Origin of the sequence: Terribacillus aidingensis (genome assembly GCF_900215625.1) — a bacterium.
GTDB lineage: Bacteria > Bacillota > Bacilli > Bacillales > Amphibacillaceae > Terribacillus > Terribacillus aidingensis.
In genome coordinates, this window is the sequence record NZ_OBEK01000001.1 from 547,018 (window position 1) to 563,812 (window position 16,795).

13 protein-coding genes are annotated in these 16,795 nt (G+C 43.5%); 5 read left to right on the top strand and 8 right to left on the bottom strand.

The features are described 5' to 3' along the window. Positions 1 to 23: 23 nt before the first annotated feature. Both CRO17_RS02665 and CRO17_RS02670 read left to right on the top strand, forming a co-directional pair. Positions 24 to 1,424, top strand: coding sequence for an amidase (locus tag CRO17_RS02665; RefSeq protein WP_097038995.1), 1,401 nt, complete (start codon positions 24 to 26; stop codon positions 1,422 to 1,424). A gap of 174 nt (positions 1,425 to 1,598) precedes the next feature. Beyond that, positions 1,599 to 5,132 (top strand): 5'-nucleotidase C-terminal domain-containing protein, encoded by a 3,534-nt coding sequence (locus CRO17_RS02670; protein WP_097038997.1) that lies wholly within the window; start codon positions 1,599 to 1,601, stop codon positions 5,130 to 5,132. A 40-nt stretch (positions 5,133 to 5,172) separates the two neighbouring features. Here CRO17_RS02670 and nhaC read toward each other — a convergent pair whose 3' ends face one another. The 3 genes from nhaC to CRO17_RS02685 all read right to left on the bottom strand — a co-directional run bounded on the left by nhaC (position 5,173) and on the right by CRO17_RS02685 (position 9,124). Next, positions 5,173 to 6,570, bottom strand: a complete 1,398-nt coding sequence (gene nhaC / locus CRO17_RS02675) for a Na+/H+ antiporter NhaC (protein WP_097038999.1) — start codon at positions 6,568 to 6,570, stop codon at positions 5,173 to 5,175. A 105-nt stretch (positions 6,571 to 6,675) separates the two neighbouring features. Beyond that, entirely contained in the window at positions 6,676 to 8,103 is a 1,428-nt protein-coding gene (gene aspA, locus CRO17_RS02680; protein ID WP_097039001.1) for an aspartate ammonia-lyase, read from the bottom strand. Between the two features lie 25 nt (positions 8,104 to 8,128). Further along, positions 8,129 to 9,124, bottom strand: a complete 996-nt coding sequence (locus tag CRO17_RS02685) for an asparaginase (RefSeq protein ID WP_097039003.1) — start codon at positions 9,122 to 9,124, stop codon at positions 8,129 to 8,131. A gap of 176 nt (positions 9,125 to 9,300) precedes the next feature. On the opposite strand from CRO17_RS02685, the gene CRO17_RS02690 reads away from it, so the two are divergent. Continuing rightward, the gene (locus CRO17_RS02690; RefSeq protein WP_097039006.1) at positions 9,301 to 9,618 is read left to right on the top strand and encodes a helix-turn-helix domain-containing protein; all 318 of its coding nucleotides are present in this window, start codon (positions 9,301 to 9,303) and stop codon (positions 9,616 to 9,618) included. A 39-nt stretch (positions 9,619 to 9,657) separates the two neighbouring features. Here CRO17_RS02690 and CRO17_RS02695 read toward each other — a convergent pair whose 3' ends face one another. Further along, complete coding sequence (locus tag CRO17_RS02695) at positions 9,658 to 10,488, bottom strand: ABC transporter ATP-binding protein (protein WP_097039007.1); 831 nt, start codon at positions 10,486 to 10,488, stop codon at positions 9,658 to 9,660. A 224-nt stretch (positions 10,489 to 10,712) separates the two neighbouring features. On the opposite strand from CRO17_RS02695, the gene CRO17_RS02700 reads away from it, so the two are divergent. Continuing rightward, positions 10,713 to 11,276 carry a nitroreductase family protein gene (locus tag CRO17_RS02700; RefSeq protein WP_097039009.1) on the top strand — a complete coding sequence of 188 codons (564 nt, stop codon included), beginning with the start codon at positions 10,713 to 10,715 and terminating at the stop codon, positions 11,274 to 11,276. Positions 11,277 to 11,316: 40 nt separating this feature from the next. On the opposite strand, the gene phnE (CRO17_RS02705) is transcribed toward CRO17_RS02700, so the two are convergent. From phnE (CRO17_RS02705) to CRO17_RS02720, 4 genes are all read right to left on the bottom strand, one after another. Continuing rightward, on the bottom strand, positions 11,317 to 12,129 hold the full coding sequence (phnE, locus tag CRO17_RS02705) for a phosphonate ABC transporter, permease protein PhnE (RefSeq protein ID WP_097039011.1): 813 nt from the start codon (positions 12,127 to 12,129) through the stop codon (positions 11,317 to 11,319). Then, the gene (gene phnE / locus CRO17_RS02710) at positions 12,126 to 12,923 is read right to left on the bottom strand and encodes a phosphonate ABC transporter, permease protein PhnE (protein ID WP_097039013.1); all 798 of its coding nucleotides are present in this window, start codon (positions 12,921 to 12,923) and stop codon (positions 12,126 to 12,128) included. Before phnE (CRO17_RS02710) ends, phnE (CRO17_RS02705) begins: the two co-directional genes overlap by 4 nt. Continuing rightward, the gene (gene phnC, locus CRO17_RS02715) at positions 12,920 to 13,699 is read right to left on the bottom strand and encodes a phosphonate ABC transporter ATP-binding protein (protein ID WP_097039015.1); all 780 of its coding nucleotides are present in this window, start codon (positions 13,697 to 13,699) and stop codon (positions 12,920 to 12,922) included. Before phnC ends, phnE (CRO17_RS02710) begins: the two co-directional genes overlap by 4 nt. Positions 13,700 to 13,848: 149 nt before the next feature. Beyond that, positions 13,849 to 14,787 carry a phosphate/phosphite/phosphonate ABC transporter substrate-binding protein gene (locus tag CRO17_RS02720; RefSeq protein ID WP_097039017.1) on the bottom strand — a complete coding sequence of 313 codons (939 nt, stop codon included), beginning with the start codon at positions 14,785 to 14,787 and terminating at the stop codon, positions 13,849 to 13,851. Positions 14,788 to 14,959: 172 nt separating this feature from the next. On the opposite strand from CRO17_RS02720, the gene CRO17_RS02725 reads away from it, so the two are divergent. Continuing rightward, a complete protein-coding gene (locus tag CRO17_RS02725; protein WP_097039019.1) occupies positions 14,960 to 16,537 on the top strand; it encodes a bifunctional metallophosphatase/5'-nucleotidase in 1,578 nt (525 codons plus the stop codon). The last annotated feature ends 258 nt before the right edge of the window (positions 16,538 to 16,795 follow it).

Below are 16,795 nucleotides of genomic sequence, written 5' to 3' on the forward strand. Positions count from 1 at the left end.
GAGATAATGAAGGGGCGATAGATGTGGAAGGCAAATCAGTACGAGAACTAGTGACAGCAATTAAAAATAAGGAAATCTCTCCTGTTGAGGTTGCTTCCTATTATATGGAGCAGACGGAAAAATTGAACGGAGACATCAATGCTTTCGTTACCATGAACGATAATTTGCTTGCTGATGCGAAGGAAGCGGAAGCAGCCGTGATGCGTGGTGATCGTACAGGTTTGCTGCATGGCATACCAGTCGGCATTAAAGATTTGACACCAGTAAAAGGGATGCGGACTACTTTTGGGTCACCAGCTGCTAAAGACTTTATCGCTGATCGAGACGCAACGATTGTGAAGCGGCTTCGCCAGGCAGGTGCACTCATTATGGGCAAAACGAATACACCTGAATTTGGCCATAAAGGGACGACAGATAACTTAGTGTTTGGCGCTACGGTAAATCCTTGGGATTACACGAAAACAGCCGGAGGCTCCAGTGGCGGATCTGCTGCTGCTGTAGCTGCAGGCATGGTACCGCTGGCAGAAGGTAGCGATGGCGGAGGATCCATTCGTATACCTGCTAGTCTTTGCGGTATTTTCGGCTTTAAGCCAACATATGGCCGTATCCCAATGGATAATAATTTGAACAATGTTTTTGGATCTAGTGCTCCTTTCGTCAATCACGGACCGCTCTCCAAGAAACCAGATGACAGTGCTATGTTCTTAGAAGCGGTACAAGGACCGTCTGCAACTGACCCGTTCAGCCTGCCGTTATTGGACAAGCATATTGGTTCTTCCTATTTAGAGGAACAAGCAGAAGGTCTTCGCATTGCATACACACCGGATTTCGGCATGTATGCAGTTGATCCGGAAGTGCAAAAGGCAGTCGAGGCAACCTTCGATCACTGGCGGACTCTCGGAATGTCGGTTGAAGTTGTTGACCTTAACTTCGACATGGATCGCCATCAGTTTAACGGATTCTTTACCAGCATGTGGTATGCAGCCTCCGCAGCAGGCAGTGCGAAGCTGCTTGAAGAACATCCTGAATGGGTATCCGATTCCTATCGCGAAATGATTGAAAAAGGAAAGCCGTTAATGGCTTCTGAATACCGCGCTTATGAACGCAATCGGACTACGGTTTGGAACCGGCTCCAAACTGTGCTTCAAGACTATGATTTGGTGCTTTCGCCGACGCTAGCTGTACCGGCATTTGATTATCACTTACTCGGACCATCTGTAATTGACGGTCAAGTTGTGAAGGAAGATGCAGATTGGATGATGACGCACGCGTATAACGTAACAGGTCTTCCATCCGCTTCGCTTCCCGCTGGCTTGTCTCAGAACGGTTTGCCTATCGGCATGCAGATCGCCGCGAACAGATTTGAGGATGCCCGTGTCCTGCGCGCCGCGCAAGCCTATATGGATGCCTACCCACTTACTTAAAAGCAGCTTTGGCTGCTTTTTTTTTGTCTGAGAGCAGAAGCGCTATTTACAGAATCTTTACTAGAATCTAAACTTTCCTCCTATATCAGACAGCCGAATTTCTCGATATTATAGTAGATGACGGAGTTTGGGAGATTTTGCTGAACTTACTACTATTTTGGGGGAATCATGTAGATGGGCAAAAAGGCAGTATCTATTTTTGCAGTAGCTGCACTTATTTTTTCAGGAGTTTTACCAAGCTTTGCTACCGATGTTCAAGCAGCAGCGTCTCGGAAGTCACCGATTTTATCGGAGTATGTCGAAGGAAGCTCGTATAACAAAGCTATAGAGCTTTATAACCCGACGAATGAAGCAATTGACTTGAGCGCATTCGAACTCGCTGGTTATTTTAATGGAAATACAGAGGCGTCAGCGCAGATGACGCTATCGGGTACATTAGCACCGGGAGATACATATGTAATTGCTAATCCGCGTGCGAGTGAGGCATTGCTTGCCAAAGCAGACTCGACCAATGGCAGTGTTATTAATTTTAATGGTAATGATGCTGTTGCACTGCAGCAGAATGATGATGTACTAGACGTGGTCGGTGAAATTGGCAATGACCAGAATACAGCTAAAGATACAGGCCTGATTCGATCCGCTAGTGTGACAGAAGGCAGCACAGTCTTTGTGTCAGAACAGTGGCAAACAACTGGTATAGATACATTTGAAACAATCGGTTCGCACGGTCAAGAGCAGCCGGGAGAAGAGCCAGAAGAAGAACCGGAAGCTGGTACTGTTCAGCCAATTGCCGATGTGAAAAATAAAACAGGTGAAATTGTAACTATAGAAGGAATTGTAACAGCTGATAATACAAGTATCGGCGGCGGTAAATTATCCACGTTTGTGCAGGATGAATCAGCTGGTATTAATATTTATCATAGCGAGGCCGCTGCTTTTCCTGACATAAAAGAAGGCGACCGCATCCAAGTTACAGGAGAAATTACTAGCTATAAAGGGCTGACAGAGATAAGCCCGGAAGCAGACGGAGTAACAATTGTTTCTGATAGTAATGAAGTGCCGGCAGCTGAAGAGATGACAATCAGTCAGCTCCAAGCTGAAGATACAGCTGAACCAGCTGAAGGCAAGCTTGTCCAAGTATCAGGCTATATCAAGGATATTCCTGAAAGCCCAGCTGGCGGCGGATACAATATGAAGTTCTTGAATGAAAACTATGAATCTATTACAGTTCGCGTAATGGAATCTGCGTTAGATACTAGTACTGTGGAAGAAGGAAAGTGGTATACCGTTACTGGTATTCTAAGTCAATATGACAGCTATCAAATTCTGCCGCGCAAAGCTGAGGACTTCCAGTTGGCTGCAGAACAGCCAGAAGCGCCAGAAACAGCTGGTACGTACCAAGCTGTTGTAGAATCAGTTACAGATGGGGATACGATTCGTTTGCAGGAGCCTGTGTTGGGGTCTGACCGTGTCCGCTTCGTAAATGCGGATACACCGGAAACATTCCATTCTGTCAAAAATGAATTGGATCAAAATCAGCTGGATCACGGGAAAGCAGCTTCTAATTTCCTGAAATCTAAGCTGTCAGCAGGGGAAGAAATTACACTTAAAGTGGGCGAAGAGCCAACTGATAACTACGGCCGCCTGCTAGCACAAGTTATTACAGCTGATGGCGAAAATATGAATCTGGAATTGGTGAAAGAAGGCTTTGCAGTTACGTATTTCATTTCACCAATTGGCAGTCCGGATGAATATGCCAGCTTCCAGCAAGCTGTCGCGCAAGCAAAAGCACAAGAAAAAGGCATTTGGAATCCAGAATCACCGCTAGAAGAGCTGCCGTTCGAGTTCCGTGCACGATATGATGGCGGCGGACTTGATAAATACGTTGGCAATTCCGATACGCATGAATATGTAACTCCAGAACAATGGGAATCGGTTCCGGTAGAAAAACGTATTTTCTTCTGGACAGAGCAAGATGCCATTGAGGCAGGCTTCACATCAGCAGATGGAACAGAACCGCCAGCAGAAAGTGATAATTTGGCTGTCCAGCTGCTTGGCATGAACGACCTGCACGGTAAAATTGATCAGCAATACGGATTGGATATGAATGATGATAAGGTGACAGACGGAACATTTGGGCGAATGGATTATACAGCTTCGGCAATAAAAGCGCGAGAAGCAGAAAATCCGAATAGCTTGCTCGTTCATGCAGGAGACATGATCGGCGGCAGCTCACCGGTATCAGCATTGTTACAGGATGAACCAACAATTGAGATTATGGAAGCGATGGGCTTTGATGTCGGAACTATCGGCAACCATGAGCTGGATGAAGGAACAGATGAATTGCTTCGAATCATTGATGGCGGGGAGCACCCGAATGGGACACCAGGTTATGATGGAACAGATTTTGCAACACTATGTGCAAACTGTGTGGATAAAGACAGTGGGGAAACGATTCTGCCTCCTTACAGTGTCCAAGAAGTAGATGGTGAGAAGATAGGCTTTATCGGGGTCAATACGACAGCATCACTCGGTATGGTAATGCCAGAAGGAATTCAGGATATTACGATTACGGATGAAACAGAAGCGGTGAACAAAGCGACTGCTGAACTAAAAGCACAAGGCGTGAAAGCGATTGTTGTACTGGCGCATATGCCGGCCACCCAGAGTGGTGACAGTGCAACAGGTGATGCTGCTGATATGGCAAATGCAGTGGATGATGAAGTTGATGTTATCTTTGCTGCCCATAATCATGCAGTTGTGAATGCAACGGTTGATAACAAACTGATCGTTCAAGCTTCTGAATACGGAAAAGCGTTTTCTGATGTCGATTTGGAAATTGACCGTACAACAGGAGATATCGTTTCGAAGCAGGCAGAGATTGTTTGGGTAAACCAAGCTGAACATACACCTGACCCGGCTGTAGGATCTATCTTGGCTAAATATGCCGAAGAAGTAGCGCCAATTATGAATGAAGTTGTAGGTGTGGCGGATCGTACCATGACTGGCGGCTATGCAGTCAAAGGTGAAGTAGGGGATAATGCACTTGGCAACTTGATTGCTGATGGCATGAACGAAGCAATGAACAGTGATTTTGCTATGATGAATGGCGGCGGAATAAGAGATGACTTGCTCGAAGGTGAAATTACTTGGGGCGAACTGTTTAATATCCAGCCATTCAATAATACGCTTATGACATTTGAAATTGATGGAGCAGATCTAAAAACGATTTTAAATGCACAAATAACGTCATACGGTCCAGATTACAGTATTAGCGGTTTCAGTTATACATGGAATGGAGAAACGAATCAGGTTGTCGATATCAAGCTGCCTGACGGTGCGCCTATCAATGAAGAAGAAGTGTATACACTGACAGTCAATAACTTTATGGGCACGTCACTAGGCGATAAATACCGCCCAATCAGTGAGCTTGGCCGTAATCCGGTAATGGGGCCAGAAGATTTGGAAGCGACCGTGTCATTTGTAAGAAGTTTCAATATGGAGCCGATTGCTTATGAAGCGGAAGGCCGCATTTCGGAAGTGAGCGGTGATACACCGACAGATCCGCCAACCAATCCAGAAGATCCTCCAGCAGATCCTGATGAGCCAGAAGAGGATGAGCAGCCAAACCATCCAATTGCGGACCTGGTTAAAGGAATTGTTGATAAAGTATGGAACTGGGTAAAGAACCTGTTTTGGCGCTGGTAATGAAAAACACCTTCAAGCAATCATTGCTTGAAGGTGTTTTTTAGCTTTTCTGTGCATTTTCTCCGTTTGTATACCAAATGAACTTACCTGTATAGCCATAAATAATGGCTAATGCAATTGCGACAAAGCTTAACCACATGAAAGGCAAATAAGAGAATGTGGAAACGCCAAGGATGCCGGCCATATAAATACCGTTATCCGTCCAAGGCACCATCCCAGAAGTTAACGTACCGCCAACTTCTGTGTTACGAGATAGAACGCGGCGATCAAGGTGCTGCCGGTCATATGTTTTTTCCATCATTTTCGGAGTTAGTATCAAAGCAACATACATGGCACAGCCAAGGACGTTCCCGAGGAAAGCAACAATCAAGGTTGCTACAGTCGTGTTACCTGCAGATACAAGCTTACTTTCAAATGTAGAAACAATTACTTGCAATACGCCAAGCTTTTCAAGTAAACCGCCAAAACCGAGACCGAAAACAATGACCATTAATGTATCGAGCATACCCAATACACCGCCTCGATTCAGAATGCCATCAATGAAGTTGACACCTGTTTCGATCGAGAAGCCATTGTAGGCTGTCTGAAGAGCCGCAGGAAAGTCCATACCTTGGAATATGGAAGCCCAGATAGCACCAAGCAGTGCCCCCGCCACGATAACGGGCATGGACGGCTTCTTCAGCGCAAGCAGTACGAGGACAAACAGTGCTGGAATCAGCATGATGATTCCGATGTCGAAGTTGTCTTGTAATGCTCCTTTCAAAGACTCAACACGCGCTTGGTCAATATCGTCGCCCCCATATAAGAATCCGGCAACGGTAAATAAAATGGCCGAAATGACGAAAGCTGGTACAGAAAGGAACAGCATCGCGCGAACGTGCTCGAGTACGTCAACCTTGGAGAGCGAGGAAGACAGCACCGTACTATCAGATAACGGAGACAGTTTATCCCCGAAGTACGCTCCGGAAAGAACAGCACCCGCAACAAGCGGCAGCGGCATACCTAATCCTTCTCCGATTGCCATCATGGCGATACCAGCTGTACCAGCTGTACCCCATGAAGTTCCGGTAGCAATGGACATTACCGAACAGATAATCAGCGTGGCAAGCAAAAAGATACTCGGATGAATAAACTCCAGTCCATAATAGATGATGGTAGGGACGACGCCGCCGGCAATCCATGTCCCAATCAGCGTTCCAACCGAAACGAGGATCAGTACAGCCTCGAGACCATTCGATATACCGTTAATAATAGACTTCTGCAAATCTTGGAATGCATGTCCGAGACGTATGCCAAGTATAATGACGACAAACCAGGATATGAAAAGCGCCAGTTGAATCGGCAAGTCAAGATAGACTGTAAATGACAAAACGAGTGCTAGAAAGATTCCTAGTATGATAATAATCTCTGTTATTGTTGGTAATCTTGCTTCTTTCACTTCCAGTCCTCCTCAAAGATGTGTTAACCGCTTACAATCAGAAGCGGAAAAGACATGCGCAAGTGCTTCCGATTTTTTAAATCGAAATACACGCGCATTTGTCTATTATCTATCAAAAAGTTCCTCGCCCGCAATACCTGGTTTAGTCATTTCGTATGGATTTAAGATAACATCTAACTCTTCTTCGGATAACACGTCGTATTGTAAGCAAAGTTCACGGATAGATTTTCCAGTAAGAATTGCTTCGCGAGCAATGCGCGCTGCAACTTCATAACCTAAATGCGGGTTTACTGCAGTTAGCAAGCCAACACTTTTATCCACATATTCTTTCATCAAATCCTCATTTGCTTCAATACCAATCAAACAGTTATCAGTGAACGAACGGAAGCCATTATTCATGATGCTGATTGACTGCAGCAAGTTGAAGACAAGCACTGGCTCCATCACATTCAATTCCAGCTGTCCTGCTTCAGAAGCTAAGCAGATTGTATTATCATTCCCGATGACTTGGAAGGCGATCTGGTTAATCATTTCGGCCATAACTGGATTTACTTTACCTGGCATGATAGAGGAGCCCGGCTGTCTTGCTGGCAAGTTGATTTCATTCAAACCTGCTCTTGGACCGGAAGCCATTAAACGCAGGTCATTGGCAATCTTGGACATATTCATCATACATACTTTCAGCGTGGCGGAAACTTCCGTATAAGCGTCTGTGTTTTGCGTAGCATCAACAAGATGAACTGCCGAAACGAGTGGAAGTCCGCTAATTTCAGCTAAGTGCTCTGTTACACGCTCGATGTATTTCGGGTTTGCATTTAATCCAGTACCTACTGCAGTAGCGCCCATATTCACTTCATATAAGTGCTGGCGGGATTGTTTGATACGCTTTATATCTCTTTCCAGTACACGGCTGTATGCTTCGAATTCTTGTCCTAACCGAATCGGCACCGCATCCTGCAAATGCGTACGGCCCATTTTGATGACAGAATCGAATGCTGCAGCTTTTTTCTTGAACTCACCGTGCATATATTCCATTGTTTCCAGCAATTTCTCCAGCATGTTCAATGTTGAGATGTGGATTGCTGTTGGAAATACATCATTTGTTGATTGAGACATATTTACATGTGTATTCGGGCTTAACTGCTGGTAATTGCCTTTTTCATGTCCAAGAATTTCGAGTGCGCGGTTGGTGATTACTTCATTCGCATTCATATTAATGGATGTACCAGCACCGCCTTGGATTGGATCGACGATGAATTGGTCATGCCACTGTCCATCGATTACTTCATCTGCTGCTTGCACGATAGCGTTTCCTAATCCTTCATACAATCGTTTTACATCCATGTTCGCAAGTGCAGCAGATTTTTTTACTATACCAAGTGCCTTAATCATTTCTTCGTGGATACGATACCCCGTAATTGGGAAGTTTTCTGACGCACGCAGCGTCTGGATGCCGTAATAAGCATTTTTTTGAATTTGTTTCTCTCCTAGAAAGTCTTTCTCTGTCCGATAATTTTCTTGTAAGTCTGCCATGACCTGAACCTTCCTTTTCATTTATTTAAGAGGGCCATATGGTAATATCATCAGCTATTGGTGTTTCCATCATACGTTTGACTTCCTTTGGCTCAGCGGACCTGCCTAGCGCCCACATGAGCTTAGGAACAATCGCTTCTGTGTTCATATTACTGGAACGGGTGATCAGTTCTTGGTTGATGCGGCGCCCAACTTCGTAAATCGTCATGTCTTCGCCTTCTTCCAAGCACTGTGTTGTAATAACGACAACAACACCTTTTTCCACCAATTCATTAATTTTCTGCAGAAGGTCACGTCTTTCAAATGGAATACCGCCGCTGCCATAGCTCTCAATTACGACGCCTTTGTACATGTTTGCTAATACATCAAATACTTCGGGCTTGAGCCCCGGATATAGCCTTAATAAGAGTACATCAGTACAGAGGGAAGTATCAACGGTAAACGAATCAATTTGTGATTGAATTTTTTTGTTATATTCGATTCTGTCTTCATGGATGAACGCAATGTATGGATAATTGATGCTCTCAAATGCATCATAGCTCTTTGTGCGCAATTTAATCGCTCTTGTGCCTTGTATGACGCGACCGTCAAATACAACATATACGCCGCCAATCTCCTCACAAGCAAAACGAATAGCATCCGTAATATTTCGTTTGGCATCTGTCTTCTGAAAGGTAATCGGAATTTGTGAGCCGGTAATGACAATTGGCTTGCTGGCATTTTGCAGCATATAAGACAGTGCTGCAGCTGTATAAGCCATTGTATCGGTCCCGTGGGTAATGACAAATCCATCGTACGCATCATAATGATGCTGGACTGCTTCCGCCATTGTAACCCAATCTTCAGGCTGCATATTGGTGCTGTCCAAATTCATGAGTGAAAGTGTTTCCATTGTATAGCCATTGTTCATATCAGAAACATAATTCAACAATTCATTGGCATTAACAGCTGGTGCCAGACCGTGTTCGCCCTCAACTGACGCAATGGTGCCCCCGGTAGTTATCATTAATAGCTTTTTCATTCCCTGCACCTCTTCTATCTATCTAGTGTTAAGTAGTTATTCGCATATTGCGTACCTTCCATCTTATTATAGAGAAAATGTAAGCGATAAGCAATGCAGTATTATTCACTTCGCGTACAGCATGGTTTATTTTATGCTATAATGATAGGAAGTAAAAAGAGCGGAGGACGTGTAAGATGAATCTGGATAGGTTATCAGAATTGAGGAAGAAAAAGAATTGGTCACTGCAGTATACTGCTGATCGTCTTGGTATTGCTAAAAGTACGTATGCGGGCTACGAATCTGGGTATCGGCGTCCATCCTTCGAAGCGTTGCTAATGCTGGCAGATTTGTTTGAAACAACGTGTGATGAATTACTTGGACGTTCTTTCAATACTACGATAGAAATAACTAATGCAGGGAATGTACAGTTATCTGTTGATCAAACAGAATTGACAGAACAGGAACGGATTGGGACAATTGCCTTTATTCGGGCAACGAGAGAATTGCAATAAAAAAACGCTTTGCAGATTGTCTGTCTGCAAAGCGTTTTCTTATGCGAGTGTTTTCTCCATCATATGTTCCTCTGAGAGAGAAGCACTTCCAAGAATATTATATGGCAAGCAAAGCGGAACGCCAGTACGAGGATCAAGAATAACATCTGCTTCAATGTTAAACACTTCACGTAAGTTGTCCGCTGTTACAGTATCAGCAGGGGAGCCTTCACAAATGACGCGGCCTTTTCTAATAGCAATCATATGGTCAGCATAACGAGTAGCATGATTCAAATCGTGGACGACCATTACGATGGTGCGACTTTCCTCACGGTTCAGTTTTTGAAGCAGCATAAGCACTTCCAGCTGATGTGCCATATCTAGGAAAGTTGTTGGCTCATCAAGGAAGAGCGTCTCTGTTTCCTGAGCCAATGCCATTGCAATCCAAGCACGCTGACGCTGTCCGCCCGAAAGCTGATCGACCGCACGCTGTTCAAAATCTGTCATACCAGTTACTTCAATTGCCCATGCAATTACTTCCTTATCATAAGGAGTAAGTGTGCCAAAGCCTTTCTGGTGCGGATAGCGGCCATAAGCGACCAGTTCTGAGACTGTCAAACCTTCTGGTGCTACAGGATTTTGCGGCAAAATCGCAAGCTGTTTCGCGACAGCCTTCGTTGATTGCTTATGAATGCTTTTTCCGTCCAATAGGACCATGCCATTTTTCGGCTTCATAACACGCGCCATTGTTTTAAGTATAGTAGACTTGCCAGAACCGTTTGCTCCGACTAAAGCTGTAATTTTTCCTTTTGGTATTTCTATTGTCAAATCTTTTACGATTGATTTATCTCCATAGGCTACTTCAAGTAATTCCGTTTGCAAACGTCCCATTACCGGTGTACCCCTTTCGTCTTCTCTTTTGTATGAGAATGAGAATCGTTATTAACTATATTGTCACAAATCAGAAAGCTATTCAAGCGTTATCAAGGAAACTTCATAAAAAAGTAAGATTATTTCCAAGTTGTCCCTGCGTTGACATAGTGCTGAATAGTCGGCTATGATAATGATAATGATTTTCAATTAAAAGATCGGTATAAAAAAGGGGAGGACATCAAATGCAATTAGAGCAGTTGATTAAAAACAGAAGATCAATTACAAATTATGATACTAGTAAAAATATTTCATTTGAGGAAATTCAAGCATTACTAGATATTGCTGTATGGGTTCCAAACCATAAGATGACACAGCCGTGGCGCTTTATCCTGATCGATGGAGAAACGAAGAAGCAGCTTGGCGAGCTTCATGGAAAAACAGGAGCAAAGGCTGCTGCAACGCCGGAAGAGAAGGAAAAGAAGGCGGAAGCATTGAAGAACAAGATTACAGAAGTACCGCTTTGGATTGCAGTGGTGGTAGAAGAACATCCGCAAATGAAATTCCGGGAAGAAGATTATGCTTCTGCCAGCATGGTAATACAAAACTTTAGTTTACTTGCTTGGGAGAAGGGTATCGGAACGATTTGGAAGACGAATGCTTTACTTGAAAACCTGGAAGCGAGAGAGCTATTGCAAATTCAGCCAGGGGAGCGAAATATTGCGCTTCTGCAAGTTGGGTATATTGGAAAAGAGCCGAAAGCGAAGCGGAGAATTCCTGCTAGTGACCGGATAACGATCTTGAAATAAAAACAGCGATTCTGCGAGAGAGCAGAATCGCTGTTTTTATTTAGACGATTTTCTTCCGGAAGTATCCGGAGATTAAGTCAATTAAGGATACGAGCAGAATGATACCGAGTAAGATAACCCCGACTCGCGGCCAGTTTCGAGATTGCAGTGCAAAGATAAGCGGTGCACCGATACCACCAGCACCAATGATACCTAAAATGGATGCTCCCCTGACGTTCAGTTCAAAACGATAAAGCGTATAAGAAATGAAGCCAGGCAGTACTTGTGGCAAAACAGAGTAGACAAGCACTTGAAGACGGTTAGCTCCGGTAGCAATCAATGCTTCTTTTGGTCCATGGTCGATTGCTTCTACTTCCTCAGCAAATAACTTGCCAAGCATTCCAATAGAATGAAGCCCTAAAGCTAGCACTCCTGCAAAGGAACCTGGTCCAACAGCTTTAATGAAGATAATTGCCAGGACAACTTCTGGGAAAACGCGAATGAAACTAAGAACAAACCGACCAATACCCGTAACGAAAAATCCTGATTTATCGCGGCGAGTTGCAGCCCAGAAGCCAAACGGGATGGTAAGAACAGCCGAAATAAACGTTCCAAGAATAGAGATGGCCAGTGTATCGATCAGGCCGTAAATCAGTCCCTCGGCACCCGGAACAAAATCCCAGTCAGGCTGGATAATTCCGTTTAAAATGGCTTTTGATATCTGTCCGGCAGTTTCTTTGATTTCGAACGTTTCGACACCCGCAAAAGCCCAAATATAAATTGCAGCTAGAATAACTAAAATTAACACACGATTGAACATGCGTTTACCGCGACCTGTTGGTTTAGCGACAGTTTGTGTGGAAAGTTGGCTCATAGTAATTTCTCCCGAAGTTTATTACTCACAAAGTCAATGATTAACACAACCACAAGTGTTGCGATAATTAACGTATTAACTCGCGGATAATTAAAGAAGCCAAGGTTGCTGTCGTAATACAGCCCAATACCGCCGGCTCCTACAAGACCTAGTATAGCAGCAGCTCGAATATTCACCTCAAATGTATAAAGCACATAGGAGACAAAATAAGCAGCGGCCTGTGGAATGATAGAAAAGGCAATCCATTGAAACTTGTTAGCACCAACTGCAGTCATCGCTTCTAATGGACCTTTATCAATCCCTTCGACTGATTCATAAGTTAGTTTGGCAATAATACCGACAGAGAAAATGGTTAAAGCGAAAATACCTGGAATCATACCTAAACCGAAAATTGCTACAAAGATTGCCGCCAGTAGCAATTCCGGAATTGTACGAATTAAGTTCAGTACAAAGCGAGCTGGATACGAAATCCACGGGATACGGTTAACATTATTCGCACATAGCAGAATAACAGGAATGGAAATAATGGCACCGAACGTCGTGCCGATGACAGCCATGCGAATTGTTTCCAGCATTGGCTCGATAATATCCTTAAAATAAGCCCAATCTGGCGGGAACATGTCGACAATAAGGCTGCCCATCTGATCACGGTTGTTGAATAAATCCATAATACTTGAGCCTGTTCGCTGATAACTGAGTACAAGCAGAATAAGGATAATTGCTGCCGTTAGGTAATGCTTCAGCTTAGAGGGGGGTCTCGGAACCGTCTTTTTCGGAGTCTGGCTCTGGCTCATTCCGCTCCAGCTCCAATCCCGCGCTTCTGTTCTTCCTCCAGCTGCTGTCCGTAAATCTCTCTGAATTTCTCATCAGTAGCTTCTTCGACAGGACCATCAAACACGACTTCTCCAGCATTTAATCCAATAATACGTGTTGCATACTGACGTGCAATATCAATGAAGTGGAGGTTAACTACGGTGGTGATGCCAAGCTCCTGATTGATTTTTTTCAGGTCATCCATTACTTGTTTAGTAGTCAGTGGATCAAGAGAGGCTACTGGTTCATCGGCAAGAATAATTTTCGCTTCTTGCGCTAACGCGCGGGCAATGGAAACGCGCTGCTGCTGTCCACCCGATAGCTGGTCAGAACGCGTATAAGCCTTATCCGCTATGTTAACTCGATCTAACGCATTAAGAGCTAGATTTACATCTTGTTTAGGGAATAATCCGAAAATAGTTCGTAAGGTGGAATGGTAGGCAACGCGCCCTGAAAGTACATTCCGCAGGACAGAAGACCGCTTTACAAGGTTGAAACTTTGGAAAATCATGCCGATATCTCGTCTGATCATGCGCAGATTTTTACCTTTCGCTGCGGTGATGGAGGCATTATCAATCATAATTTCCCCTTCAGAGATTTCGTGTAATCTATTAATCGAGCGCAGCAAAGTGGACTTACCAGCTCCAGAAAGACCGACAATGACAATAAACTCGCCTTTTTCGATAGTTAAGTTGATGTTCTTTAAACCTTTGACGCCATTAGGATATGTTTTCGAAACATTGCGAAATTCTATCACTTTCTATACCAACCTTTTTATGTAGTTTAATAGTTAAAGATAATAAAGAATACTGTTCGGAAAAAATATACATACAGACAAAAGCCCAGCCAGTCTAAGGAAAATCTCAGGCTGGCTGGATTGATTGATAAACTATGAAAGAAACTGGATTATTGTTCTGCGAATTTTTGATAGTCACGTACGATATCAAAGTTGCTGTCTTCAGACTCTACATAACCTTCGTGTGAGTAAACTTCACGGATGATTTCCAAACCTTCCGGATCTTTACCGATGTTGATGAAAGCATCGGTGATTTTTTCTTTCCACTCGTCACTCATATCCGGAGTAACAGCAATTGTATCATTTGGAATCTTTTCTGTAGTTGCAATAACTTTTGTATCTTCGAATACGCTCGGATAGTCACCTTTAACAACGTTACGTGCATCCTGGAAAGTAACAGCTGCATCTGTATCGCCATTCAATACGCTGACGATACCGGCATCGTGGCCTTTAACAATAGTAGGAGTCAAGTCAGACTGGATGTCCAAACCAGCGTCATCAAGTGCACCAGCCGGCCACACATAGCCTGCAGATGAAGTTACATCCTGTACAGCGATGCTCTTACCTTTAAGATCTTCAAGAGATTCAATGTCGGAATCCTTCTTCACGACAAACTGTGCTAGATAAAAGTCTACTAGTTCATCAGTTGGAGAACCGTCTTCCGGATTAACGCCATAACGCTGAGACTGTAAAATGACATCAGCTGCACCTTTATCATGCGCCAAAGCGTATGCTGTAGGCGGAAGGAAACCAACGTCTACTTGATCAGAAGCCATTGCTTCAACGATTGTATTGTAGTTAGTAGATACACTTACATCAACTGGAATACCAAGCTCTTCCTTAAGAAGTCCTTCAAGCGGCTCTGCTTTTGCTTCCAAAGTCTCTGCGTTCTGAGAAGGAACAAATTGTACGCGAAGTTCTTTTAGGTCTTCGTTATTTTTACTGTCGCTTCCGCTGCCTTCTGCACTAGAATCATCCGATCCGCATGCACTAAGCAAGCCTGCTGCTAGAAATAGAGTTGCGCCAACACCTGCAATTTTCTTAAACATGATATACCCCCAAAGTTTGTTTAATTTGCACTGCATGAACAACTATATCACGTCTTGTTCCAGTTTATGTTAACTTACTGTAATAAGAATGTAAAGATAGATTTAGCATGTTATGATAGATAATAGCAAATACTGTTTTAATTCAGAAAACGATGCAGGAGGAATGGCCTGAATGAGCGAAAAAACGACAAATATTACCTTGCTTGTAACGAGTGATGTACATGGTAATATCTTTCCGACTACCTATCGTGATAGAGAACCGGCGCCGCTTGGATTGGCACGTGTGGCTAATCTAATCAAACAGATACGGCAGAATAAAGAACATGTTCTGCTTCTTGATAATGGCGATATGATACAAGGAACACCACTGACATATCATCATGCAAAATACGGGGCACCCAAAGATAATCCAATGATCCGCTGCATGAATGAATTGCAATATGATGCTGCCGTAATCGGAAATCATGAGTTCAATTACGGCATATCTTACTTGCAGGCGGCTATCCAATCAGCTGATTTTCCGTATCTTTGCGGTAACATATTGGATGAGACAAAGAAGGAACCTGTCTTTGGAAAGCCATACAAAATTCAAATGGTAGATGGAGTAAAACTAGCTATCGTTGGTGTTACCACGCATTTCATTCCAAACTGGGAAGATCCCAATCATATTGAAGGTCTGGCCTTTGAGCATGTGCTGGAATCGACAAGAAGATGGGTAAAGAAAGTCCGAGACGAAGAACAGCCGGATGTACTTGTCGTTGCTTATCACGGTGGTTTCGAACGTGATTTGGAGACAGGCAGTCCAACTGAATCTCTTACTGGGGAAAACGTGGGCTATGAGATGTGCCATTCTATAGAAGGAATTGATGTTTTGGTAACAGGACATCAGCATCGAACACTAGCGGAAAAGGTAAATGGAGTCACAGTGATACAGCCAGGTTCTACTGGTGCATTTCTTGGTGAAGTTACCATTGATGTTGAGCAGCTGCATAATAAGAAGAAAAGCGTCACAACAGAATCAAAAATACATCCTATTACAAACGACATTGACCCGGATGAACGGCTTTTGACCCTAGTTTCTTCCTATGAAAAGGAAACACAGGAATGGCTTGATCAGCCAATCGGAAAAATTGATGGCGATATGATCATCCATGATGCTTTTGAAACGAGATTGAAGGAGACAGCTTTCATTGAATTTATTAACAAAGTACAAATGGATGCAGCTGCTGTAGATATATCCAGTACCGCCTTGTTCCACAATGCTTCTCCGGGTTTCCCGGAAAACATTACGATGCGGGATATTGTTTCTAACTATATTTATCCAAACACATTAAAGGTTATAGAGATTACAGGCGCTGATATGAAACAGGCACTCGAACTATCAGCAACTTATTTCTCCTTAAATGAAGATGCAGAGCTTGAGGTCAGCCAGTCCTTTCTGGAACCAAAACCGCAGCATTATAATTACGATATGTGGGAAGGTATCGATTACACATTGGATATTAGCCGAGAGATCGGAGACAGGGTTCAAGAGTTGTCGATAAAAGGGAAGCCTGTTTCGGCAGATGAGTCATATCATGTAGTGATGAATAATTATCGGGCAGCTGGCGGGGGAGATTATGTCATGTTCAAAGGTAAACCGGTGGTCCGTGAGATTACAACGGACATGACAGAATTGATCGCGGATTATATTAGCCAACGAGAAGTAATTGAAGCAACTTGCAACCATAATTGGCAAGTTCAAAAGTGAGAAGCAGGGGTATTAGCTCCTGTTTTTCGTTTGAATTTGGGAAATAAAGGTATTTAGGAGTTGTCTTTTGTAACATTTGTCCTAAAAACACTGGAAAAACGACAGAAAATGATGCGATAAAAACAAAATTAAGCCTAGTCAATAAAAAAATGCACTTTTTTATATTCCATTTTTTAGGTCAAAAACGCGGGTTTTTATTACAAAAATACCTGATAAAGCTTGGTTATGCTTCCGTTTATTACGAAAAGGTTACAATGT

Excerpts from the sequence above, each read along its gene's own strand:
- CRO17_RS02725 (WP_097039019.1), top strand. The coding sequence starts at position 14,960 with ATGAGCGAAAAAACGACAAATATTACCTTGCTTGTAACGAGTGATGTA.
- CRO17_RS02720 (WP_097039017.1), bottom strand. The coding sequence starts at position 14,787 with ATGTTTAAGAAAATTGCAGGTGTTGGCGCAACTCTATTTCTAGCAGCA.
- CRO17_RS02670 (WP_097038997.1), top strand. The coding sequence starts at position 1,599 with ATGGGCAAAAAGGCAGTATCTATTTTTGCAGTAGCTGCACTTATTTTT.
- CRO17_RS02685 (WP_097039003.1), bottom strand. The coding sequence starts at position 9,124 with ATGAAAAAGCTATTAATGATAACTACCGGGGGCACCATTGCGTCAGTT.
- phnE (WP_097039011.1), bottom strand. The coding sequence starts at position 12,129 with ATGAGCCAACTTTCCACACAAACTGTCGCTAAACCAACAGGTCGCGGT.
- phnE (WP_097039013.1), bottom strand. The coding sequence starts at position 12,923 with ATGAGCCAGAGCCAGACTCCGAAAAAGACGGTTCCGAGACCCCCCTCT.
- CRO17_RS02700 (WP_097039009.1), top strand. The coding sequence starts at position 10,713 with ATGCAATTAGAGCAGTTGATTAAAAACAGAAGATCAATTACAAATTAT.
- CRO17_RS02690 (WP_097039006.1), top strand. The coding sequence starts at position 9,301 with ATGAATCTGGATAGGTTATCAGAATTGAGGAAGAAAAAGAATTGGTCA.
- CRO17_RS02695 (WP_097039007.1), bottom strand. The coding sequence starts at position 10,488 with ATGGGACGTTTGCAAACGGAATTACTTGAAGTAGCCTATGGAGATAAA.
- aspA (WP_097039001.1), bottom strand. The coding sequence starts at position 8,103 with ATGGCAGACTTACAAGAAAATTATCGGACAGAGAAAGACTTTCTAGGA.